Here is a 24,017-nt window from a genome sequence, read left to right on the forward strand (position 1 = left end):
AAAGAGGAGGGGTTATATTGGAGCGTATTGAAACAGTTGAAAACAATATTCAAGCAAAATTCTTTGTCTTTTTGCAAAAATATAATTTGTTTTTTATATTTTTATTATTTGTAATTATTGGTAGCTTAGTATCTGATAAGTTTTTAACAACACAAAATTTGCTTAATATTTTGCAGCAGTCAGCATTCATAGGAATTATAAGTATAGGTATGACATTTGTGATTTTAGTCGCTGGGATAGATTTATCAGTAGGATCTATTTTAGCACTAGCTGGAATGGTAGTTTCGTTTTTGCTGACACAAGGAATAAATCCTATTATTTCTATAATATTAACTTTAATTGTTGGTGCATTACTTGGTTTAATTACAGGTACCATATCAACAAAATTTAAAGTACCAGCCTTTATAGCAACATTGGCTATGATGGTAACGGCACGAGGGTTAGCTTTATTAACAACAGATGGCAAACCAATATATGATTTACCGGCATCTTTTCAGGCCTTAGGTGGAAATATGTTCGGTCGTATACCTGTACCAGCAGTAATATGGATTGGTTTAACTCTAATCGCCTTTATTATATTGCGTTACACTACAGTTGGAAGAAAATTATACGCAATTGGTGGCAATGCAGAGTCTGCTAGATTATCAGGAATACCGGTTGAACGCTATATTACAATAACTTTTATTATTTCTGGCCTTACAGCGGCAACGGCAGGCATTTTAATGTCAGCATGGTTAACAGTCGGACAGCCGACAGCTGGACAGGCGATGGAATTAGATGCTATTGCTGCAGTTGTTATTGGAGGAACGAGTCTATTTGGAGGTAAAGGGGGTGTTGGCGGAACATTTATAGGCGTAGTAATAATGAGTATGATTATTAATATTTTTAACTTGCTGGGTTTATCATCCTATTACCAATCCATATTTATGGGAGTAATTATTGTATTTGCACTTATATTGAATCAATATATTGCAAATAAAAAATGAGTGTGAAAAATAAAATTGGGGGAATATCATGATGAAAAAGATTTTTTTTACTTTAAGCTTTCTTTTATTATTAGGCATGCTGGTTGCTTGTAGTTCAAATAATGAATCAGAGGACGTTTCAAACGAAGATTCTAGTAGTGAGAATACAGAAGGTGAGAAAGAAAAAATTACAATTGGATTTTCTCAACCAACGTTGGAATCACCATTCTATATTTCATTAGTTGAAGGCGCTCAAGAAAAGGCCGTTGAGTTAGGTGTTACTTTAGAGGTAATAGATGCTCAAAATGATATTGAAAAGCAAAATTCGGATATACAGTCCTTAATTACTAAAGGCATCGATGTATTGTTACTTAACCCTACTAATCCATCTGCTGTAGCACCATCATTAAAAGCGGCTGAACAAGCTGGTATTCCAGTAATAACAGTTGATAGAAATACAGAGCAAGACGTTACGGCATATATTGGTAGAGATAATGAAGAAATGGGGAAAATTGCTGGAGAACAAGCTGTTGAGCTACTAGGTGGAAAAGGAAAAGCCAATGGTAAGGTTATTGAGCTTCAAGGAGATGCAGGTGGTACAGTAATGATGGCAAGACACGATGGCTTTCATGCTATAGTAGAGCAAGAAGAAGGTATTGAGATCATTGAGGGTCCATATAGCGATTATATTCGTTCAAAAGCGGTTTCATCTATGCAAGACCTTTTACAAGCTCATCCTGACGTGAACTTAGTATATGCACATAATGATGACATGGCACTAGGAGCAATCCAAGTATTAAAACAAGCAAATAAGCTAGAAGATGTTCATATCGTTGGAATTGATGGTTTAATGGAAGCTGTTAAGCAAATTCAAGAAGGCAATTTTGATGCAACAGTTTTAAATGATCCTATTAAATTAGGGGAATTAGCAGTAGAAACGGCAGTTAAAGTTGCAAACGGAGAAGCTGTAGAACAGTATATTGATGGTGGAACAGGTCCGATCACTAAAGAGAATGCATCGGATTATATAAATGAGAATCTTGATTTTTCAAAAATGGATTAATTCCATACATTTCTATAATAAAAAAAGGATTGTCTTTGGAGTAGTATACCTCCTTCAAAGACAATCCTTTCTGTTGTTTAATACCTTTTCATATATCTTTCAAGCTCCCAAGGGTGAACATTAATTCGATAGCTTTCCCATTCGGTTTGTTTTGCACCAAGAAAGTTTTCAAAAATGTGTGTACCGAGCGCTTCTTTAACTACTTCATCTTCACTTAGTGCAATTAGAGCATGGTCGAGATCCGTCGGTAATGTTTCAATTCCTCGTTCATTTCTCTCCGCTTGTTTCATTTCATAAATATTACCATCTACCGATGCTGGCGGTGTGAGCTCTCGCTTAATACCGTCAAGACCTGCTTTTAAAATAGCAGCCATCGCTAAATATGGGTTAGCAGCCGAATCAACGGATCGTACTTCAATTCTCGTGCTTATTCCTCTAGATGCTGGTATACGAATAAGTGGACTGCGGTTTTGTGCAGACCAAGCAATGTAGCAAGGTGCTTCATAGCCAGGAACGAGCCGCTTATATGAATTGACAGTAGGATTTGTCAATGCAGTGAAGCCACGAACATGCTCAAGTACTCCTGCCATAAATTGATACGCCGTATTACTCAGTTGTAAATCGTTATTCTTGTCATAAAAGGCATTTTCTCCGTCCTTGAAGAGAGATACATTGCAATGCATGCCAGATCCGCTCATACCAAAAAGTGGTTTAGGCATAAAGGTTGCATGTAATCCATGCTTACGAGCCATTGTTTTTACAATAAGCTTGAACGTTTGAATGTTGTCACAAGCTGTTAGTACATCGGCATATTTAAAATCAATTTCATGCTGGCCTGGTGCTACCTCGTGATGAGATGCTTCTACTTCAAAGCCCATTTCTTCTAACTCTAATACGATATCACGTCGGCAATTTTCACCGAGATCAACAGGTGCTAAGTCGAAGTAACCACCATGATCATTCAATTCCATTGTAGGCTTTTTATCTTCATCTAATTTAAATAGAAAGAATTCCGGTTCTGGACCGAGGTTGAAATCAGTAAATCCTAATTCTTCCATTTCTTTCAAAATTCTTTTTAAGTTCCCACGTGGGTCACCTGGAAACGGTGAACCATTCGAAAGAGATACATCACAAATCATACGTGCAACTTTCCCTTTTCCAGAAGGCCATGGAAATATCATCCACGTATTTAAGTCGGGAATTAAGTACATGTCGGATTCATCAATACGAACAAATCCCTCAATAGAAGAACCGTCAAACATCATTTTATTGTCGAGCGCTTTATCGAGTTGGCTGATGGGAATCTCCACATTCTTAATCGTTCCTAAAATATCAGTAAATTGCAGACGAATAAAGTTTACATTTCCTTCTTGAGCGAATCTTCGGATGTCTTCCTTTGTGTAATTCTTCATCAAACCACTCTCCTTTAAATTTCGTATATAATTAACGATTTATTGTATCATTTTTTAACATTTAATGTAAAGTGTGAAATGAGTAAGTTTTCGTTACACTTATCAACAACTGCGCATACATATAGAAGCATATGTCATATCAGTCAGCTTCATACATTTTTGAATAAATTCAGTTAGTTGGCAAATAGCATAACTATTGTCGTAAAAAACAACTTAAATAATTAAAGTTTTATCCTTTGATTTAGTTATGATAAAATGTGTGTAAGTTTTTTCATCGTGTAAAAAGGAGGAAAGTACACACGTTAAAAAAGGAAAAAAATAAAAAGCGCCAGTGCTGAAAAAAATCGGCTTTTATTTTCAGCAGACGAGGTGGAGGAGTATCGAACGGTTCGGCGGATGCCTCCCGATCGCTATCGTCCGATTGTTATTTTTACTTGTAAATCGTTTGAGCAATCAGGCGGACAAAAGAGTAAAAAGGCGATGATTCTATTACCCGGTTACATGCGTTCGTAACGCAAATAAGCAGTAGGAGAGGGTTATATGTGTGGCATTGTAGGTTATATTGGAGAAAACGAAGCAAAGGATATTTTGCTTAAAGGTTTGGAAAAATTAGAGTATCGGGGCTACGATTCGGCAGGTATTGCTTTAAGTAATGAAAAAGGAATTACTGTCGTCAAGGAGAAAGGCCGTATTGCCGACTTACGTTCAGCAGTAACTGAATCGTTACAAGGAACAACTGGAATTGGTCATACACGTTGGGCTACACACGGAGTGCCGAATAAGGTGAATGCACACCCACATCAAAGTGCTTCAGGTCGCTTTACGCTCGTTCATAATGGTGTAATTGAAAACTACCATTTGTTACAACAAGCATTTTTGGATAATGTTTCAATCATTTCCGATACAGATACGGAAGTTATTGCACAGCTTATAGAAAAATTTGTTTTAGAGGGAATGACTACTGAAGCGGCGTTTAGTCACACACTATCTTTACTCAAAGGTTCTTATGCGATAGCAATGTTGGATGAAAATGACCCAGACACGATTTTTGTAGCAAAAAATAAAAGTCCTTTATTACTAGGGATAGGAGATAAGTTTCATGTTGTCGTTTCTGACACAATGGCAATGCGGCATGTGACGGATCAATTTGTAGAAATATATGATAAAGAAATTGTGCTTTTAAGTAAAGATCGTATGGAAATTAAATCGATAGATGGTATGCAAATAGAACGCGAGCCTTTTACTGCTACAATTGATATAAATGATATGGAGAAAGGGATATATCCACATTATATGATGAAGGAAATGGATGAACAGGCGAGTGTTATTCGGAAGATTATTCGAATGTATGAAAATGACCAAGGGAAATTTACACTTCCTTCTGCCATTCGTAAAGCATTAAATGAAGCGGATCGTATTTATATCATTGCCGCAGGAACAAGCTATCATGCGGGACTAATAGGTAAACAATATTTTGAAAAAATTGCTGGCATCCCTGTAGAAGTTCATATTTCCAGTGAATTTGGCTATAATATGCCACTTCTATCGGAAAAGCCGTTATTCTTATTTATTTCGCAATCGGGAGAAACAGCAGATAGCCGGCAAGTACTTGTGAAGGTAAAAGATTTAGGATATCCTACCATTTCTTTAACGAACGTTGCAGGATCAACGCTTGCACGAGAAGCAGAGCATACGTTGTTATTACATGCCGGTCCTGAAATAGCTGTTGCGTCAACAAAAGCATATACAGCTCAAATTGCCGTACTTTCTATCATTGCGTTCGTATCGGCTGATGAACGTGGGCAATCGATTGATTTAAATATAAAAAACGAACTTTCTGTATGTGCCAATGCAATTCAAACGATAATGGATGCAAAAGAAGATATTGAACAAATTTCTAGGGATTTTTTCGAATCGACACGAAGTGCTTTTTTTATCGGACGAAATATGGATTATTACATTAGTATGGAAGGGGCGCTAAAATTAAAAGAGATTTCTTATATTCAGGCAGAAGGCTTTGCAGGTGGAGAATTAAAGCATGGAACGATTGCATTGATTGAGGAAGGTATTCCTGTTGTCGCTCTTAATACGCAAAAAGAAATTAGCTTAAATATTCGTGGAAATGTAAAAGAGGTTGTCGCCCGTGGGGCAAATCCGTGTATCGTTTCGATGGAAGGGTTAGAAGAAGCTGGCGATCGGTTCGTTTTTCCACGTGTACACTCACTGCTCACCCCGTTAGTAGCTATAGTGCCATTGCAGTTAATGAGCTATTATGCTGCGCTGCATAGAGGCTGTGATGTAGATAAACCACGAAATTTAGCTAAATCAGTTACCGTTGAATAGGATTATACCTTAGATCGTATAGTATCTAGAAAATTATGTGAAGTGGAGTTTATAAAGTAATGGATAAGTACGCGATAAGAAAAGCGAAGTTGACGGATGCAGAAAGTCTTGAACAATGTATGCATTCAGCTTACTCAAAATATGCAGATCGAGTTAATGTCGAAACACTCCCTCCAATGCGTGTGAATTACAAAGATGAAATAGCTTCTTTTCCAGTTTGGGTAGTTGAATATAACACCAACATAATTGCAGGCGTGATAATAGTATTTGAAAAAGAGCATGCATCACTTGCTAATATCGCAATACATCCGGACTATCAAGATAAAGGATTAGGAAAGGCTTTATTAAGCTTTGTTGAAAATGAGGTAGTAAAAAAAGGGTATTCTGAAATTAATTTGACTACGCATATTTTATTTACCGAGAATGTATTATTTTACAAAAAGCAAGGGTGGATTCAAGTAGGTAACGATGAAACTAAGATGTATATGAAAAAGTATTTAAATTAAAAATGATCTATCGAGTGCTATTGCAATAAATAATCGGGAAGAAGATGATCATTTTTCTTTTAAAAGGAAGTCTAAAGAACGATCTTTTTGGATTCCCTATATCAGGTTCTACGTCAACTGACGTTTGTAAGTTATAGTAGGCGAATTAATTGTTATGTGTAAGCGTCCTAAAGTAGTTAAACTGCTTTAGGACGTGTTTTATTTTAAAAATTGATGTATGTGCTGCATTGTCTATTCGGTTTAATTAACCGTGTAATAATATTCAATTTTTGTAATGATTGAAATTACGATTCCATAACTTTATTGTACGTGTTATAAGGCAAATGGAAAAAGTGCAGTAATACAAAGATTGAGTCACGTATTTGTGGGTGTTATTTTAAGAAGTTAAAAAACCTCTCTTTGTATTCGTTAATATTAGTATTGCTTCCTACCGACCGCAGTAGATATACACTGCGCTTTTCGAGGAGGCTGAAGCCGTGCCCGCGGAAAGCATTCACCTGCAGTGAAAATCAACGGTGTTATTCATGTGTATATCGTTCGAAGTAAAATTGATCACATATTATCTAGTTAGATTCGTGCATCTGTTCCTCCACAAACATTTTACTCATACGTAATACAAACGCTTTAATTCTAGTAAAGAATAAGAAAAAAATTGACGAAATAAAGAAAATTTAGCAATAAAAAGCAGAAACGTATTGTAATTTATTCTATGTTACTATATTATAATAAAGTGTTAAAGTATTAATGTGTGTGAAAGAACTCATTTTTTTAATGTTTAGGGAGTGTACAACATGAAGAATATAGCAATACTAGGAAGCAGTGGTGGAAATCTATTTAATTTAGGCGGGAAATATCCAACTAAACTATTAAATGAGATTATTATTCAATGTGAAACGGCTGCAATTAATGTAACGGCAATTCAATTTATAGGCGCTAACACAACAATGGATGCAGTAAAGACTTCTACAACTGCAATCCTTTATACGTATGAAAATAACGAAATTTATAAAAGTGATCAAAGACCTTTACAAGAGATTAATAACTTAGCAACCGACACAGATGAACAGATCGCAACACAAATATTAAACGATGAAATTGACGGGTTGGTCCTCATGAGTTGTGCACCAGAGGAAGCAAATAAACGAGCGATTCAAGCGGCAGTTGAGAAAGGTATTCCAATCGTTGGAACAGGTGGCACATCAATGGCCATTGTTAGCTCAAAAGGCGCTAACGTTATTTCAACTTCAGGTACGACAGGAACGACGAATCGTACGCGGGCAGTTTCTTTTGTGTCTTCTCTAGCAAAATATTGGGGAATTAAATATCGACCTGCTTTTACGAACGTGAGTAAGTCCGGAAATTTGAATGAAAACCCGTTTAAACGAATTAATATCCGTGGAATTATGATGGCCTCTTTACCTGCTTTTATAGCAATGGCTTTAATACTAGCATTAAGTAAAATTCCGATGTTTTCCGGTTTGGATGATGTATTTGGAATAGCGTTAAAAGCCTTACCAGTCGTATTAGCAGCGATTGCTGCTAAGCAAGTTTCTGATTTAGATGAAGTATCGATTGTTGCGGGAATTATTGCTGGTTCAATGGCAATCGATGGAGGGATTATTGGTGGAATAGTAGCTGGTATTGTAGCAGGTTTGCTCGTCCAGTTTTTGTTTATGAAATGTGTCCAATGGAAATTTCCAATGACGACAGTTAATATTGTAGCAGGTGGAATCTCTGGTCTCCTATCAGGATTACTCGTGTACTTTATTTTAGCACCGTTTGCTTTAATGACTGGTGATTTTATTAAATTAATTATCGAGCAAGCGATAGCATTCAATCCGATATTAGCGGGTGCAATCGCAGGTTTACTTATTTGGCCGGCTATTTTAGCTGGAATTTATCACGCTGCAATTTTACCAATTGTGTTGTTAGAAATGGAACAAACAGGTGCAAGCTTTTTAGGTGCAGTTGATATGGTGTCTTTAGTCGTTGTGGCAGCAGGTATAAATTTAGCAAATATTATTTTTCCACGTGATAAAGGGGAAGCCGCCATTGCAACACCGGGATTTTTAATTAATATGGGATTCGGGACATTTGTGGAGTCCGCTTATCCGTTTATGTTTTCGAACAAAAAGGTGTTTGCAGGTGCAATTATATCCGCAGGTATTGGGGGCATGCTCGTAGGGTTCTTTAATGTTCGAGGGACAGCGTATTTGCCAACTTTTGTTGCACCATTTGCATCGTCAAATGCTATCGGCCTTGTAATTGCAATGATTGGTTCACTTATTAGTGCCTTTTTATTCACTGTATTGGCAAATAAAGTTTTTAAAAAATAGTTTAGTAGAAAAGTGGTTGCACTTTAGTATATGGAACAATATATTAAGAGCTAAGCCTGTGAGAAGTCAATTTTTATATTTTGCAAATGAAAAAGCAGCTTAACTATGTTGGGGATTAAAGAGAGAATCTAATACATGAAATTAGAGGGTAGATAAGCTAGCGATGAATACGCTATAAAGGGTTCAGTCATCGAATTTTGATGATGGAGCTCTTTTTTTGTGAAAATTAAAATTAATGCGATTAGATATTGGAGTATATGAATTTACTTTTGCACTGAAAGAAGTAGCTCACATATGGGCGATAATAATAATTACTAGAGGATAAATGAAACAAAACGTTTGACTCGATCATAAACGTAGCGTTATACTATAAAATGCTTTAACGATTAAATTATTTAGTTAATAAAACTAATGAGAGGTGAATGAATTGAGTATAGATAAAGAAGATGTGTTTGGTGAATTTGAAAAGCTGTTTTGGGATATTTCGAAAGATATGAGCCATTTATGGAAGAAAATATTTAACAAACGATTTCCAGGTTCACAATCGTATATATTATTTTTACTGGAACGAAATGGCCCAAAGCGGATGTCAGAAATAGCTGAATACTTGAAGCTTACTCCAGGTGCTGTCACCATCGCATCGGATAGATTGCTAGAGAATGGGTATATCGATCGTGTTCGTGATGAAAAAGATCGTAGAGTAGTGTACTTGAAAATCACAGAAAAAGGAAGAGTATCACTCAAGGAATTACAGAACGAGGGAAGGAAAACAACGAAATTAGTCTTTAATCATGTATCAAATACTGATCTGCAAAGAATGATTGCTGTTTTTAGACAAGCATCAAAAAACATAGATGGTATTCGAAAGGAATATGACGCATGATGCATTTAACAGAAAAGAAAAAGATAACAATAATGATAGCGATCATGGTTGGGATATTTTTCTCATCAATTAATCAGACAATTATAGGGGTTGCTATGCCACGCATTATTGCTAAGTTAGGTGGGATGGATTACTTTACTTGGATGATAACAATTTATTTGTTAACGATGACTGTTGCATCCATTCTTGTCGGAAAATTATCAGATATTTATGGAAGGAAACCTTTCTTATTGGCGGGTATTGGCTTATTTACATTAGGTGCATTTTTGTCTGGACTATCTACAAATATATTTCAGCTAATTGCGTTTCGAGGTATTACAGGGTTTGGGGCAGGTATAATAATGTCTACTTCGTTTACAGCAATAGGAGACCTGTATTTACCACGGGAGCGAGCACGGTGGACAGGGTTAATGAGTGGCGTGTTCGGAATATCAAGTGTGCTCGGTCCATTAATGGGTGGGTATATTATCGATCATCTAAACTGGCAATGGATCTTTTGGGTTTTCCTTCCGCTTGGAATCGTTGCATTTAGTATGATCGCAGTACTCTTTCCTAAAGTACCGCGTAGAGAAGGTGAGACTATTGACTATTTAGGTTCGACTTTTTTAACAATTACGATCGTATCCTTATTACTAGCTTTTAGTATTGCTGGTGAAGGAGTAGATAAATACGCATGGACATCATGGCAAATTATTGGGTTATTTGTCGTAACAGTGCTTGGTCTTATTGCATTTGTGATTACCGAATCGAACGTCAAATCTCCCGTTTTACCGCTATCATTATTTAAAAATGATATCGTTACTTTTTCGAATATTGGCTTATTCTTATTAAGCGCAGGTATGATGGGGATAATGATTTATGCGCCTTTCTTTATTCAGGGAGTGAAAGGGATTTCCCCTAGTGGATCGGGATACATGATGATGCCAATGTCCATTGTAATGGTTTTTGCGACAGCATTTGCAGGTCAACTCATGACAAAAACTGGGAAATATAAAGGAATGGCAATCACTGGGTTAACTATAACGACGATCGGTATATTAATGCTTTATTTTATTTCAATAAATACTCCGATATATTTAATGATTCTATTTCTATGTGTAATTGGAGTTGGCCTAGGTGTTAGCATGCCAGTCTTTTCCTTAATTGTTCAAAATGCTGTTCCATTAAAGGAATTAGGAGTCGCATCTGCTTCTTCTCAACTATTTCGCAACTTGGGAAATACAATTGGGATCGGAATTCTTGGGTCCATCATGAGTTCTACAATGGCAACAAGAATGAAAGAGTCATTCTCTGTAGATAACTCATTAAATTTTGGAGAACATTCGATTGAGCAAGCAGCTGAAATGGGGGAATTAATGAATCCTGAATTACTATTGGATGAACCAAAATTAGAACAATTTCAACAACAAATGCCTGCAGAATCGCTTCCTTTTGTGAATGAAATGATTGAAACGATGAGAAATGTGTTTAGTGATGCATTAACGACTACGTTTTTAGCAGGAGCTATAATCATGCTTATGGCTGTTATTGTAACAATGTTTATTAGGGCGATCCCGTTGGTTTCAGCAAAAGATAATAAGCAGCATATGCGTGACGCGACATAATATATAGAAAGGGGAGTAGATAAAATGACCATGATGCGGGCATATGTTAGGACAGAGCGTGCTAATGATCGAGTAGAATTAACGCAAGTAAAAATACCTCAAATTGCTGACAATGAAGTACTTGTAAAGATCAAAGCCTTCGGGGTAGGTGTCCATGATCGATACTTTATTCCGCAAAACGCAACATTTCCATATCCAATTGGGATAGAAGGGGCTGGTATTATTGTAAAAAAAGGTACACTCGTGCGAAAGTTTCAAGTTGGCGATCGTGTTATTGTAAGCAGTAGCTTACAGTTAAAGGGGGGGAGTTGGGCGGAATATGTTGCAGTGCCCTGTAATTCTCTATACCCTTTGCCTGATTCAATGGATTTTGAAGAAGGAGCAGCGCTTTTAGTTGCAGGTAAAACAGGAATTGAAAGCATGCGAACATTGGAGGTGAAAAAAGGAGATACCTTATTTATTGCAGGTGCTTCAGGAGCTGTTGGATCACTTGTTATTCAATTGGCGAAGAATAAAGGTATCCGTGTGATTGGTTCTGCATCAAAGAAGAACCATAAGTATATGAAAGCTCTCGGAGCTGATAAAACAGTTGACTACACAAACCTTCATTGGAAAGCAGCAGTGAAACATTGGTTTCCAGAAGGAGTAGAAGCGGCTTTAGCTATACATCCAGGCACAAGTATAGATAGCATGGATGTTGTTAAAGATTGTGGCAAAGTAGTTACTGTGTCAGGTGATCAGATCAAATCAGAAAGACAAATTTCTGTCCAACAGTTACAGCATCAATTAAGTATGGAAGATGCGATAACGGAACTTATTACGTACCTTGTTACTGGTAAAATAAAACTTGTGATCGAACAAATATATCATTTTGACGAAGCTCTACTAGCACTTGAGAAAACAGAAACAAGACATGCTAGGGGGAAATGCGTTGTTTCTATGTAGGCTGAGTCAATTTCATAATTGCCATTTTTAAAAAATCATTAAAGAACAGAATTTTAACATCCACTTAAAAATTTAAAGCTAGATTGGTGGCTGCTGTGTTCCATCCGGATCCACTCCGCTTTCCGCAGGCAACGCCTCAACTAATTTTAAACGTTTTTCCCAAAACTTTTAAAATGGATTTACGGCTGTTGCTTTTCCTGCAGGAGTCTGCGTAGATCCGGATTCCACACAGACGAGTTGGTGTTGCTATGCAGCCTGTGTTTATTGGTTGAATGCTGTATTAATTCGACCAACTGCTAATTTGGATGCATTGTACGTTGGGAGATACTTTTTTTAGTTTTCAAACCCTTGCCTTGCAAGGGCTTGGAATTATGAAATTCATTCAGGTTAAAAAACTTGCATAAAAATAGATTATTAAATAAGGATTTAACTATTGTGAAATTCACTTAAGTATAGAACAAATTACTCGTGCTATGTAAATGAAAACTATTTGAAAGTTAGCATGTAAAGCATCGATCGATGACTTACATGCTAACTTTTTTAAACTCATTTGAAAAATGTAATATTACGCCCATTCTACAATTTCTGTTAATGATTTTCTTGTTTTACTTCGTTTTGGGTCTTCTTTTCGGTACCCAAATGCAGCTAAAACAGCAACAGAATAGGCATCAGTGTCTAGCAAGCCTTCCTCTGCAAGTAAAGCATTTAGCTTTTCTGGATTAAATCCTTCCATCGGAGTAGAGTCAATACCAATCATCGCAGCGGCAGTGAGCATATTTCCAAGTGCAATATACGTTTGCTTTGCAGACCAGTCGTCTAATGCGCGTTCATCTTCTAAAATATTACTCCCTTGTTGAAAATACTTATACTGTTCGCTAATCATTTCTAACATATCTTCAGGAAAGTTTTGAACGGTTTTCATATGGTTCAATAAATACTCAGAATCGTAACGAACTCCTTTACGGGAAAGGATGATAACAAAATGGCTAGCAGTTTTTAGTTTTTCAACTGCTCCAGCAGCAACAGGCATTATTTTTTCTCTTAAACCATGGTCTTGGACGATGATAAACTTCCAAGGCTCTGAGCCAAGTGAGCTAGGCGATAGTCTTCCTGCTTCTAAAATAAAGTTGAAATCTTCCTCACTTATTTTACGTTCTTTATCATATTCTTTCGTTGCGTGCCGAAAGTGTAGTGCATTTAAAACTAGCTCTTTTATTTCCTTTTTACTTATTAAATTGTTTGTCATTTATCTTTCAATCCTTTTCTCGTATTATGTTAATACTTCTCTTTATTAAGTTTAAACTAACTTAAGTGCGCCACCATCAACCATGATCGTTTGTCCAGTAATATAAGTACTGTCTTCACTAGCTAAGAATACCGCAACTTTACCAATATCGTTTTCAGGATCGCCAAAACGTCCCATGGGAATGCCGTCTAATACTTGCTGATAATAAGTTGGTTCTTGTTCTTTCCACGCTTTAACCCCAGGTGAATTAGCGATAGGGGAAATTAAATTAACATTAATACCAAATGGTCCAAATTCATTGGCAGCAACTCTTGTTACTGCTCTAATTGCTTCTTTGGCAGCTGCATAGCTTGCTTGATTGGCGTGCCCGTTAATTGCAGCCCCAGATGAAAAGTTAATAATATGTCCTTTTGATTTTTTTAGATAAGGTACCGCGGCTTGCATTAGATAAAAAGTCGGATAAAAACCGGTGTTAAAGGACAAATCTAAATGTTCTTTTGTTGTGTTTTCAATCGATGCCATTTTCGATGCATGCGCATTATTAACAACGACGTCTAACTTACCATATTTAGAAATAACTTGGTCCACGATGTTTTTTAATTTCGTGTGCTCGGCAAGGTTTGCTTGAATAAACGTAGAATCTTTTTTATATTCCTGCAATTCCTTTACTGCTTTATCTCCAGCTTCTTGATTTAAATCAACAATTGCTACTGTAGCACCTTCTTTCACAAATGCTGTAGCTATACCCATTCCTATACCACCAGCACCACCAGTAATGAGGGCAATTTTACCATCAAGCTTAACCATGTTGAATATCTCCTTTGTTAATAGCGTTCGTATTAATTGTATCTGACCTGTAATCCGTTCTTCAATAAACTTAACTCGCGCAATTGTCTAAAAGCATCCGAATCTACTTTTTTCTTTAAAATTTGTTCAAAAAACAATTACAGAATTCATTATTTAAAGACAAAAATGTTGCTAAATAGTATTGCCTATGTCGCTAAGAGTATTTTTCTAGAAGATTATTTTACCCGGCTATACAACATTTATAATAAACTGCGTCGATATTTATTGTTAAAAAAGTTGCTTCAATTCAAAAAAAGATGGTGAAATATTCATTTCGCCATCAAGTTAATTTTATACAATCAAAGTCCATGCGCTAGCGTTATTTCATATGTTTAGCAACTAACTCATAGCACCTGTCTTTTGTAATACTTGCTTGCGTTGCTACGTACTCCAAAGCTTCTGCTGAAGTTCCTTCATATTTTAGTGATGCTTCCTTCGCACGTATATCCCGTTTCTTTACCCAGTTACGTTGTTCATCTTTTAATGTATCCATGTGTTCCGGAGTTAACTGCTCGTTTAGTACGCCATATATTTCATTCAAAGCTATGTCCCAATTTTTATACCGTTCTGCTTCTTGAAGCTCCATTTCCTTTGTTGATTGGGCAGTAGCTGAATTTTTATCTGTTTGTTCTAAATCATTAAGCTTTTTGAGATAATCCTCTTTTTTGCTTTCTTGCTTGTTACTATTATTTGATTCTATTGATGTTTTTTCCGTAGTGGTTACAGGTGATGGGTTCGAACTTGCCTCAGTTTCATCTGGTTTAGAGTTGTCCTTGTCCTTACTTTCTTCAATTTGCTCACTGTTCTGTGTTACGGTCGGAGTCCCTTTATTTGATGGTTCATATGCTTCACTCGGACTAGAATTCGCTTTGGAAATTTGATTGTACTGTTCAGTAAAAGAGTCTTCTGATGGATTGCCACACGCTGTTAATAAACTAAATGTTGCAAGCAGTATGCCAATTGTAACTGTCCAATTGCTTTTCATCCTGTTATCCCCCTAATATTTGTTAAGGCGTTATTTTTTTAAAAATATTGTACCTTCCTGCTATCCATTTAAACTAATATGTATTACGTGAAAAGTCGCGGTTTGTTATATCTGTTTTTGTACTCCAGGCGGTTGTTTTCCGCCATAATGCCTAGTTAAGCCAAATCCAATGGTAACATAAAATATATTTAGAACAAAGCCTGCTTGATAGCTTTTGAAATTTGTAGTATGTGTAGATTTCACTAAGAAAAGCGATATATACGGTATAGAAGTAGACGATGAGGTGTATAAAGAAATGTATTTGTAAATGTTAAAATTACGCAATATTACCAAAATTTAGTTGACAATATATGGGCAATACACTATTTTAAAAGTAAGTACATACGTCGTATATTTTATAAGGGTGGTGAGGGTGCAGACTTTAAAAATAGGATCGTATACCATGTTGTAGTAGAAGATTGGATAATCAATATCTCTAATCTGTGAAATGTGCGAGAGCTCTGACTACGAATATTTACATACTGGTTTCATCGATCAAGGGATAAATAAGCCTTTAAGGAGAGACAAAAATGCATGTAAAAACAATGCAAAAGTATTATAGCATGATGTTGATTTTTGTTCTTTTACTAAGTTTATTTACTCCAGCAGCTGCACCGCTTACAGGAAAGGCAGCTTCTTCAACACAAGCGTTATCTGTTGCAGAAGCCATTTCACTCAATAATGATGGCAGCGAACAAATGATTCAAGGCTTTATCGTTGGCCATGTCAAAGATGCAAATAGTGTATCAAATGATCCAGCTACTTTTAATAATGATTATAACTTTGCAATAGCCGATGATCCGAGTGAAACAAATACGGATAATATGCTTTACGTCCAGTTAACGACTGATTATCGTGCCAATTTTGGGTTACAGTCTAATCCAGAAAACCTTAGCAAAGAGGTCGTTGTTACGGGCACTTTAGAAGGTTATTTTAGTAACCATAACGGATTGAAAGGCCCATCAGAAATTGTATTTGTTTCAAATGAGCCTGTTCCAGAGTTAGATTTAAAAACGATTGCTGAAGCAAGGGACCAAGGAACAGGTGAAGTAAAAACAAAAGGTATCGTAACAGCGAAATTAAATAATACAATCCACATTCAGGATGATGCAGCAGCTATCGCCATTCGTCCACCGACACTTAACATTGACCTAGGTGATGAAATTACAGTAACTGGAAATTTGGATACGTATAAAGGATTGCTTCAACTACAAAATGCGATCATAGAAGATGAAGTGTCTAACGTTGGCGTGCCAGAACCGATTTTATTAAATGGTTCTGACTTGAATAATCACCAGTCAAAATTAGCTGTTGTAGAAAATGTTAAACTTACTGATGCAATAGGTATTGGTAATTCAATAAATTATGTTGCTGAGGATGCACTAGGGCATACGTTTATTGTTCGAGATGAGAACAATACTCTTGGAATGCAAGAAAATATAACCTATGAATCCATTACAGGGATTGTAAGTCAGTTTGAGGAAGAATATCAAATCATACCTAGAAATTCATCCGATATCGTCGCAGATTCCTCTGTTGTACAATCCGTAATTGCTACCCCTGGTGAGGGAGTTATTCCATCTGGTTCTAAGGTTACGCTTACTACATCAACCCCCGAAGCTACGATCTATTTTACCGTCGATGGAACAAATCCTAGAGATAATGGAACTTTATACAAGGAACCGATCCTTGTTAATCAGGATGTAATTATTAAAGCAATTGCCGAAAAAGAAGGAATGCAAAGAAGTGATGAATCTTCATTCGCTTACTCTGTATACGAAGCGGATGAGGGCATTAAAATTCACCATATTCAAGGGGAAAGTCATTTATCACCACTAAAAGGCCAAATCGTGGAAAACGTTGGAGGGATTGTTACCTATAAGTACGAAATTAGGGGATCTAACTACTTCCACATGCAAACACCAGAGAACGAATATGATGGAAATCCGAAAACTTCTGAAGGCATTGTCGTTTATACAGGGAATCAAGATAGTGTAGAAGTCGGAGATTCTGTTGAGGTAACTGGTAAAGTGGATGAATACCATATAGATGGGTATTCCGACAGAAATAAAACCGACCTGTCAATAACGCAAATCAATGCGCGTAATGATCATGGCGGTGGCATAACGATAAAAGAAAGCAATGTAGAGCTACCTGAACCTATTAAAATAACGTCTAGCGATATTCCATCAGCTATCGTTGGTGAAAATGGGCTTGACGTGTTTGAACCGGATCAGTATGCAATAGATTTTTGGGAGAGCATTGAAGGGATGCGCGTCGAAGTTGCACCTTCAAAAGCAGTTGCACCACAGCAACATGGAGATCTCGTTGTTATGACCGAAGAATTTTCACCAGAAAATCAAACGATTAATGGCGGTATCCGATTAACGGAAAACGGCCCAAATGCCCAGTCCATTCAATTCAAGCTGCATCCAAATCAAACTGCCAGAGACTTTGCTGTTAAAACTGGGGACAAATTTACTAATCCGGTTACAGGTGTTGTGAATTATGGCTTTGGTAACTACAAAGTATATGCAGATCTACAGGATGTACAAGCAGCTTTTAAAGAAGGAAATACAGAGCCACAGCGAACGAATATTACTAAAGATGAAAATAAGTTAAGTATAGCAACGTATAACGTAGAAAATTTCTCGGCGAATGTGTCAGAAACACCAGCAGCAAAAGCAAAAAATATTGCAAGAGCATTTGTAGAGGATATGAATAGTCCGGATATTATCGGTGTAGTGGAAGTTATGGACAATAACGGCCGAAGTGCAGGTCCAAATGATGCAGACGCTTCTGAAAGCTACAAACGTCTTATTTCCGAAATAGGAGAGCAAGGTGGACCAACATACGATTATACTAATATTAACCCTGAATATAATAAGGATGGGGGAGCACCGGACGGTAATATCCGTGTAGGATTTTTATACAATTCTGATCGTGTACAATTGATGGAAGGCATAGAAGGAACAGCTACGCAATCCGTAGACTATACGAATGGTAAGCTTACACTAAATCCAGGACGTATTTCACCAACGCATCCAGCACTTTCTGACACAAGAAAGCCATTAGCGGCACAATTTGAGTTTAAAGGTGAAAGTGTTGTCGTTATTGCAAATCATTTCAATTCAAAACGTGGCGATGATGGTGCCTTTGGAAAAAATCAGCCACCTGTATTAGGAAGTGAACCTCAGCGTATCGAATTGGCCAAACTCGTCAATCAGTTTGTAAAGGACATTAAACAGGACAATCCGTATGAAAATGTTGTTGTTCTTGGAGATATGAATGACTTTGAGTTTTCCAAACCACTACAAGCGTTACAAGGATCTGAGCTCATAAATCTTATGGAAAAACTTCCGGCGAAAGAGCGGTATACGTATATTTATCAAGGAAACTCACAAGTATTGGATCATATACTCGTTTCCAATCATTTGGGAATTTCGACTGAAGTAGATGTACTTCATGTGAACGCAGATTTTACAGATATGCATGGACGTGTGAGTGATCATGATCCGATATTAGCTCAGATTGATTTACATCAATTTAATTTATCAATAATGCATTTGAATGATACACATGCACGTGTAGAAAACTATCCGAATATGATTTCAGCGATTAAAGATGTACGTAAAAAGAGACCAGATTCGCTTTTATTGCACGGTGGAGATGTTTTTTCTGGCACGCTTTATTTCAATGAATTTAAAGGGCAGGCAGATCTCGAATTAATGAACATGATGGACATTGATGCAATGGTATTTGGAAACCATGAGTTTGACCTAGGTGCAAAGGAAAATGGCCATAAATCCTTATCAGAATTTGTAGCTGGTGCTGATTTTCCGTTTCTTGGTACAAACATTGATTTTTCAGGGGATCCATTCATGAAGGGTTATGAAACAAATGCATCACTCGTTCAAACGCCGAACAACGGTGAAATATACAATTCCATAGTTAAAGTTGTTAACGGTGAAAAAATTGGGATTTTCGGGTTAACAACGGAAGATACGATTCATATTGCTAATCCTATGGAAGTGAAATTTAATGATTTTAAGGTGGCAGCTCAAAAAGCTGTCCAAGAGTTTGAAGAAGCAGGGATCAACAAGGTGATTGCTGTCAATCATATAGGGTTTGATAGTACTCCAGATGTCGGAAACGATCTGCGTTTAGCTCAAGAGGTTGAAGGAATTGATGTCATTGTTGGCGGGCATTCTCATTCTGAACTTAAAGAACCAATAGTTATAGATCGAGATGTAAATGGCAACAACAAGGCACCTACAATTATTGTACAAGCAGGAGATTATGGTAAATACTTGGGAACTGTTGATGTATCGTTTAATGAAAATGGTGAAATTATTACGTATGCAGGTGAATTACTAAAAGTAGCTAACTATGAACCTGATGAAGAAGCTATACCGGTTATGGAAAAGTACAAGCAACAAATCGAAGAGAAGATGAACGAAGAAACCGGTGCAGTAGCAATGAAGGAATTGATCAATCCACGTCAAGATAAGCCAGGTGATGACAGTGTTCGGGCAAATGAAACGGAGCTTGGAAACTTGATAACGGATGCTATGCTTGAAAAGGCTCGTGAAAAGTACCCTGAAACTGTAATTGCGTTTCAAAACGGTGGTGGTATACGTGCACCAATTGATAAAGGACCAATTACAACAGGAGAAATTATTAGCGTCCTGCCATTCGGAAATGATCCAGTTGTTGCTACACTGACAGGCCAAGAAATAAAAGATATTTTAGAACACAGTGTGCGGTTGGCACCTGCAGAAAACGGTGGGTTTTTACACGTTTCAGGCATGAAGTTTTATTACGACAGTACAAGAGAACCTGGAGACCGAATTGTAGCAATGTACGTTTTAGTTGATGGTAAAGAAAAGCAAATGCACCTTGAAACGGAATATCTAATCACTACGAATGGATTTACCGGACAAGGTGGTGACGGTTTTGAAACATTTGCAACAGCGTATGAAGAAGGACGTGTAAAAGATATCGGTGAAATTGACTGGCAGCAATTGCGTGACTATATGGTTGAAGATCAATATCTTGGGGGGATCGTGGATCCTGAAAGAGAAGGTCGTATTATTGACCTGAATGGAGAACCATTACCTGAGCTACCGAATGGAGAAGAACCAATGCCAGAAGATCCGGGCACAGATCCAAGTCCAGATGATAAAGGAGCATCTCCTGGTCATGGTGTGGGTAGCGATGACGATTTAGTAGTAGATGATAAAATAGATGAAAAAGAGACTGAAGAAGTAAAAGACGGCGAGAAGCTTCCAAAAACAGCTACATCTATATTTACCTATCTATTAATCGGAATTGTCTTACTCCTTGTAGGCGCATGTACGATGCTTTATTATAAGAGAAAGACCACTTAGTAAGAAAGCCGCTGGAACTTTTATTCTAGCGGCTTTTTTACATACATTTGTTTATAAGGATATAGTGAAAAATTTGTATAGAGAGTAAACAAGGAGGGATAAAAGTATGCATATAGATTACTACGATGAAAACGAACGAATAGCAACAACTCTATTTATATCTCCTAACGATCTCACATCAAAAAAAATGTCCAATTATTATGCATTACATAACAACCAAAGCCCTAAGCTTAAACAAAATCAATTGTCGCTATATGGGATCGAAATAATAAAGCAAAATGATAGGACGATCACCATACCGGCACTTATTCGCAGTACAATTACAAAACCAGTGCAACTACAATCAGCGCCAATCGTTTTATTAGATAAGAATGGTAAAGTACGAGCAAGAGAAATTGTTAATTTTTCAAAACTAGAAACTTTACGCCCAAATACGGCACAGCCTTGGATATTCCATTTTTCAACAGAATCTACTATTACTAACATAACGTGTGATAAGAACTCATGGCTGCTTGCTTTTGAACAGAAAAGTAAGCATAGGCTTGATATTCGAGATTTAAACAGAGCAAACGTATCAGCAGAATCAATCGATACGTTTAATAAAATTGTAGACCAAGCACCACCGCTTGATCAAAACGAGCTATCTTTCTTAGGGCTTACAATGAAGCGTGAAGCAGGTGGATTGAAGACAACACTATTACTCCGCAATGGGACAAGCAGTGATCTCGAACTTAAACAAGCCCCTTTAATAGTATATGATGCAACCGGAGATAGAGTTGCTAAAGGAACATTTACATTTTCTAAATTAATTATTAAAGCAAATACAAGTAAGCCACTTACTCTTATATTTCCGAAATCAAGTATTATAAAGGATCGTATTGATTTAACCTCATGGTCTGTAAAACATGCTGAATAGCTCATTGATATGATGAATGATAGGTAACTCCTATAGGATGTGTAATATTCTTTTAGACTTTCTCTATTTAATAGAGTTCTAGTCACAAAATAATAAACGCTTGCCCTTTGTAAGGCAAGCGTTTGTTTAGGATGATTCCGATTGGGCTCGAACCAACGACCTCTACCCTGTCAAGGTGTTCAAGCGTACTTTCAACGTTTTTCAACGTTTATCATAAACAGTCAGAAACATTGTAGAATCAACGTTTGTGAGTCGTTTTTTATCAGATTTATTTTTCCTTATTTTCCGTTTGCTAACTTTTGGGTACATTTTGGGTACACGTGTACCCGGACAATTTACAATAAATTATTAAATAAATCACTCGCTTTTTCATCGTCTTTTTCCGTAACGTGACTATATAAGTTGAGTGTAGTTTTTATGTTTTTATGTCCTAGTCTTTTTTGAATAATTTTCATGTTGATACCTTCACTTAATAAATAAGTGGCGCTGGAGTGTCTTAAATCGTGGAATCTAATTCTTCTCAAATTGTCTTTATGCCGAATTGTAAACCTGTTCCAAAATTGAGTAATTGAATCTGGACGATATGGTTTACCATATTCATCACTAAATAAGAAAATTAATTCTTTACCATCTTCTCTATGTCCTTTCCAAAGATTACCCAATTCCATTTTCAAGCTTAATTTTTTAATATAAATATTATGTATATGTTCCATTAGATGCTTAGGTAATGTAACTGTTCTTATATTTTCCGTTTTTGTATCTTTTAGCTGCAGTCCTTTCGCTGTTTGACCAATTGCTCGCTTAATTAATATGGTGTTATTGGTAAAGTCTAATACATCATGTGTGATCGCAGTTATTTCTCCACGTCTAAGACCACCTATAAGCGCCAGTTGTACGATTAGTTGTTGTTCTTCTGATAATTCCTGAATTAGTTGCAGCATTTGCTTAATTTCTTCTTGCCTGTAGAAGTCTTTATTCTCTTGTCTTTTCGCGTTTTTTGGTTTTTCAACATTATCCATTGGATTTTCATCATTTTTTATTACGCTCCATTTTATTGCGTGTTTAAAAAGAGATTGCAATACTTTATATTTAGATTCTAATGAACCCCTTTTCTCCTTCCTTTCTTTATTAAAAAATTCAATAATCATTAATGACGTAATATCTCCCATGCGAATATTTCTAAAATGATCTACAATGTACTCAAGAGTGTTCTCGTATTTCTCTAACGTCGTCTCTGCCAATTCAACACTAGCGTAATTTTCTATCCATTTATCGACGAAAACAGAAAGAAACATATCTTCGTTTAGTGCGAGACGCTCCATTAAATCATTTTCAAAATCTCGTGCTAATTTTCTTGCTTCTTTCATTCCTCCTGCTTCGACAATTTTAGTTCTTCTTTCTCTTTTCCCGTTGGGTAAAATCCCAAGTTCGGCGAAAAGCCTGTACTTCTTACCTTTAGAAACCTCTTTAGCAAATGCCACTCTATCAACTCCTTTACTCAATGTTTAATTATCCGTTGAAAAAATAGTTACCTCCTTCGACGGAATGTATGTTCGTTTTATGTGTAAAAATTTTTAATGAGTAGTTGTTCCGGTATACCGTAATCTTCAATAGCTTCACGAATGGTAATCGGATTAACAACATCTTTAGATAGCATTAATTCAATTGCAAACTCATTTGCTTCTCGTTCTATTTTGTCGTTAGAGTAATACGTTTTATTTTTTAAAAAGGGCGTGTTAATCTCTGGGTGAAGTATAGCGTGTCCTAGTTCGTGGTAACAAGTGAAGATTTTTTGATTCGTTGATGCAGACTCATTGATGTGGATAATAGACACACGACTTTTTCTGGCATGGTACCCTAATATTGTCCCTAAGGGAACTATTCGAACGACAATTCCCATAGCCTTAGCAATTTGAAAAGGATCGTTAGTACCATACTTTTTAATAAGTGATTCTACTTTTTGTTTAATATCCACTAGATGTCACTCCTAGTTTCTATATTTTTTTGGAGTAAATTTCTGTTTTGCTATTCGTTTAGCTATACGGAGTGATTGTTCTAAGGATGCCAGTAATAATTCTTTATCTTCTTCGTCTAATTCATCAATCGTACTGCCATCAGATGCTGCAAAACTTGAATTACTGTTCATGCTATTTATCATCTTTTGAAGTTCTTTTTGAATATCCTGTTCGTCTTTTTCCGTAAGATCATAGTACCGTTTTTTGTCTGTTCGTCCGAGTAGGTAGTCTGTAGATACGTCGAAAAAGTCTGCTATAACCTTGAGTTTATCAATACCTGGAGTAGAAGTGTCCCATTTTCTAATTTGACCGTTAGATATTCCTGTTTTTCTCTCTAGTTCCGCAAGAGATATTTTTTTCTCTTCACATAAGTATTTTATTTTCTCCACTAAACTCATTAATATCAACCTTTCGAGAGCTTATGAAAAACAAAATATCAAATAAGTTAATAAATGTGTTGACAATTAGTTTATTTGATATTAAACTGTGTTCATAAGCTATTTAGTTAGCGAATAAGACAATA

The 24,017-nt window shown here is 36.5% G+C and carries 18 protein-coding genes; 11 read left to right on the plus strand and 7 right to left on the minus strand.

All coding sequences use genetic code 11. From position 1 onward, the window contains the following. Positions 1–17: 17 nt before the first annotated feature. Positions 18–986, plus strand: coding sequence for an ABC transporter permease (locus tag ACLIBH_RS07935; RefSeq protein WP_439316169.1), 969 nt, complete (start codon positions 18–20; stop codon positions 984–986). A 28-nt stretch (positions 987–1,014) separates the two neighbouring features. After that, the gene (locus ACLIBH_RS07940) at positions 1,015–2,028 is read left to right on the plus strand and encodes a substrate-binding domain-containing protein (protein ID WP_439316170.1); all 1,014 of its coding nucleotides are present in this window, start codon (positions 1,015–1,017) and stop codon (positions 2,026–2,028) included. Positions 2,029–2,105: 77 nt separating this feature from the next. Here the strand turns inward: ACLIBH_RS07940 and glnA are convergent, their stop codons facing one another. Next, on the minus strand, positions 2,106–3,440 hold the full coding sequence (glnA, locus tag ACLIBH_RS07945) for a type I glutamate--ammonia ligase (protein WP_439316171.1): 1,335 nt from the start codon (positions 3,438–3,440) through the stop codon (positions 2,106–2,108). 369 nt (positions 3,441–3,809) lie between these two features. Here glnA and ACLIBH_RS07950 point away from each other — a divergent pair, with 369 nt between their 5' ends. From ACLIBH_RS07950 to ACLIBH_RS07980, 7 genes are all read left to right on the plus strand, one after another. Continuing rightward, positions 3,810–3,953: a hypothetical protein gene (locus ACLIBH_RS07950; RefSeq protein WP_439316172.1), complete on the plus strand. Its 144-nt coding sequence runs from the start codon at positions 3,810–3,812 to the stop codon at positions 3,951–3,953. A 27-nt stretch (positions 3,954–3,980) separates the two neighbouring features. Then, the gene (glmS, locus tag ACLIBH_RS07955) at positions 3,981–5,783 is read left to right on the plus strand and encodes a glutamine--fructose-6-phosphate transaminase (isomerizing) (protein ID WP_439316173.1); all 1,803 of its coding nucleotides are present in this window, start codon (positions 3,981–3,983) and stop codon (positions 5,781–5,783) included. A gap of 59 nt (positions 5,784–5,842) precedes the next feature. After that, on the plus strand, positions 5,843–6,289 hold the full coding sequence (locus ACLIBH_RS07960) for a GNAT family N-acetyltransferase (RefSeq protein WP_439316174.1): 447 nt from the start codon (positions 5,843–5,845) through the stop codon (positions 6,287–6,289). Between the two features lie 791 nt (positions 6,290–7,080). After that, on the plus strand, positions 7,081–8,625 hold the full coding sequence (locus tag ACLIBH_RS07965; RefSeq protein ID WP_439316175.1) for a PTS sugar transporter: 1,545 nt from the start codon (positions 7,081–7,083) through the stop codon (positions 8,623–8,625). A 427-nt stretch (positions 8,626–9,052) separates the two neighbouring features. Beyond that, the gene (locus tag ACLIBH_RS07970; RefSeq protein ID WP_439316176.1) at positions 9,053–9,508 is read left to right on the plus strand and encodes a MarR family winged helix-turn-helix transcriptional regulator; all 456 of its coding nucleotides are present in this window, start codon (positions 9,053–9,055) and stop codon (positions 9,506–9,508) included. Beyond that, the gene (locus ACLIBH_RS07975) at positions 9,505–11,112 is read left to right on the plus strand and encodes an MDR family MFS transporter (protein ID WP_439316177.1); all 1,608 of its coding nucleotides are present in this window, start codon (positions 9,505–9,507) and stop codon (positions 11,110–11,112) included. The genes ACLIBH_RS07970 and ACLIBH_RS07975 overlap by 4 nt, the downstream gene beginning before the upstream one ends. Before the next feature lie 24 nt (positions 11,113–11,136). Next, the gene (locus tag ACLIBH_RS07980; protein WP_439316178.1) at positions 11,137–12,057 is read left to right on the plus strand and encodes an NADP-dependent oxidoreductase; all 921 of its coding nucleotides are present in this window, start codon (positions 11,137–11,139) and stop codon (positions 12,055–12,057) included. A 565-nt stretch (positions 12,058–12,622) separates the two neighbouring features. Here ACLIBH_RS07980 and ACLIBH_RS07985 read toward each other — a convergent pair. The 3 genes from ACLIBH_RS07985 to ACLIBH_RS07995 all read right to left on the minus strand — a co-directional run bounded on the left by ACLIBH_RS07985 (position 12,623) and on the right by ACLIBH_RS07995 (position 15,134). Further along, complete coding sequence (locus ACLIBH_RS07985) at positions 12,623–13,303, minus strand: NAD(P)H-dependent oxidoreductase (RefSeq protein ID WP_439316179.1); 681 nt, start codon at positions 13,301–13,303, stop codon at positions 12,623–12,625. Positions 13,304–13,354: 51 nt separating this feature from the next. Then, positions 13,355–14,110: an SDR family NAD(P)-dependent oxidoreductase gene (locus tag ACLIBH_RS07990; protein WP_439316180.1), complete on the minus strand. Its 756-nt coding sequence runs from the start codon at positions 14,108–14,110 to the stop codon at positions 13,355–13,357. A 358-nt stretch (positions 14,111–14,468) separates the two neighbouring features. Continuing rightward, complete coding sequence (locus ACLIBH_RS07995) at positions 14,469–15,134, minus strand: lysozyme inhibitor LprI family protein (protein WP_439316181.1); 666 nt, start codon at positions 15,132–15,134, stop codon at positions 14,469–14,471. A 569-nt stretch (positions 15,135–15,703) separates the two neighbouring features. Here ACLIBH_RS07995 and ACLIBH_RS08000 point away from each other — a divergent pair. Together ACLIBH_RS08000 and ACLIBH_RS08005 are read left to right on the plus strand one after the other, a co-directional pair. Continuing rightward, positions 15,704–20,563, plus strand: a complete 4,860-nt coding sequence (locus ACLIBH_RS08000) for a 5'-nucleotidase C-terminal domain-containing protein (protein WP_439316182.1) — start codon at positions 15,704–15,706, stop codon at positions 20,561–20,563. A 106-nt stretch (positions 20,564–20,669) separates the two neighbouring features. Continuing rightward, positions 20,670–21,479, plus strand: a complete 810-nt coding sequence (locus ACLIBH_RS08005) for an SLAP domain-containing protein (RefSeq protein ID WP_439316183.1) — start codon at positions 20,670–20,672, stop codon at positions 21,477–21,479. A 335-nt stretch (positions 21,480–21,814) separates the two neighbouring features. Here the strand turns inward: ACLIBH_RS08005 and ACLIBH_RS08010 are convergent, their stop codons facing one another. From ACLIBH_RS08010 to ACLIBH_RS08020, 3 genes are all read right to left on the minus strand, one after another. Beyond that, entirely contained in the window at positions 21,815–22,960 is a 1,146-nt protein-coding gene (locus ACLIBH_RS08010; RefSeq protein WP_439316184.1) for a tyrosine-type recombinase/integrase, read from the minus strand. A 77-nt stretch (positions 22,961–23,037) separates the two neighbouring features. Further along, on the minus strand, positions 23,038–23,454 hold the full coding sequence (locus tag ACLIBH_RS08015) for an ImmA/IrrE family metallo-endopeptidase (RefSeq protein ID WP_439316185.1): 417 nt from the start codon (positions 23,452–23,454) through the stop codon (positions 23,038–23,040). A gap of 12 nt (positions 23,455–23,466) precedes the next feature. Next, positions 23,467–23,892, minus strand: coding sequence for a helix-turn-helix domain-containing protein (locus ACLIBH_RS08020; protein ID WP_439316186.1), 426 nt, complete (start codon positions 23,890–23,892; stop codon positions 23,467–23,469). Between the last annotated feature and the right edge of the window lie 125 nt (positions 23,893–24,017).

The sequence above is a fragment of the Virgibacillus sp. W0430 genome (genome assembly GCF_051846935.1).
Lineage (GTDB): Bacteria > Bacillota > Bacilli > Bacillales > Amphibacillaceae > JBPYCR01.

What these genes read in the sequence shown, in the direction of transcription:
- ACLIBH_RS07940 (WP_439316170.1), top strand. Translation starts at nt 1,015, where the DNA reads ATGATGAAAAAGATTTTTTTTACTTTAAGCTTTCTTTTATTATTAGGC.
- ACLIBH_RS07965 (WP_439316175.1), top strand. Translation starts at nt 7,081, where the DNA reads ATGAAGAATATAGCAATACTAGGAAGCAGTGGTGGAAATCTATTTAAT.
- ACLIBH_RS07960 (WP_439316174.1), top strand. Translation starts at nt 5,843, where the DNA reads ATGGATAAGTACGCGATAAGAAAAGCGAAGTTGACGGATGCAGAAAGT.
- ACLIBH_RS07995 (WP_439316181.1), bottom strand. Translation starts at nt 15,134, where the DNA reads ATGAAAAGCAATTGGACAGTTACAATTGGCATACTGCTTGCAACATTT.
- glmS (WP_439316173.1), top strand. Translation starts at nt 3,981, where the DNA reads ATGTGTGGCATTGTAGGTTATATTGGAGAAAACGAAGCAAAGGATATT.
- ACLIBH_RS08005 (WP_439316183.1), top strand. Translation starts at nt 20,670, where the DNA reads ATGCATATAGATTACTACGATGAAAACGAACGAATAGCAACAACTCTA.
- ACLIBH_RS07975 (WP_439316177.1), top strand. Translation starts at nt 9,505, where the DNA reads ATGATGCATTTAACAGAAAAGAAAAAGATAACAATAATGATAGCGATC.
- ACLIBH_RS07985 (WP_439316179.1), bottom strand. Translation starts at nt 13,303, where the DNA reads ATGACAAACAATTTAATAAGTAAAAAGGAAATAAAAGAGCTAGTTTTA.
- ACLIBH_RS08000 (WP_439316182.1), top strand. Translation starts at nt 15,704, where the DNA reads ATGCATGTAAAAACAATGCAAAAGTATTATAGCATGATGTTGATTTTT.
- ACLIBH_RS07990 (WP_439316180.1), bottom strand. Translation starts at nt 14,110, where the DNA reads ATGGTTAAGCTTGATGGTAAAATTGCCCTCATTACTGGTGGTGCTGGT.
- ACLIBH_RS07980 (WP_439316178.1), top strand. Translation starts at nt 11,137, where the DNA reads ATGACCATGATGCGGGCATATGTTAGGACAGAGCGTGCTAATGATCGA.
- glnA (WP_439316171.1), bottom strand. Translation starts at nt 3,440, where the DNA reads ATGAAGAATTACACAAAGGAAGACATCCGAAGATTCGCTCAAGAAGGA.
- ACLIBH_RS08020 (WP_439316186.1), bottom strand. Translation starts at nt 23,892, where the DNA reads ATGAGTTTAGTGGAGAAAATAAAATACTTATGTGAAGAGAAAAAAATA.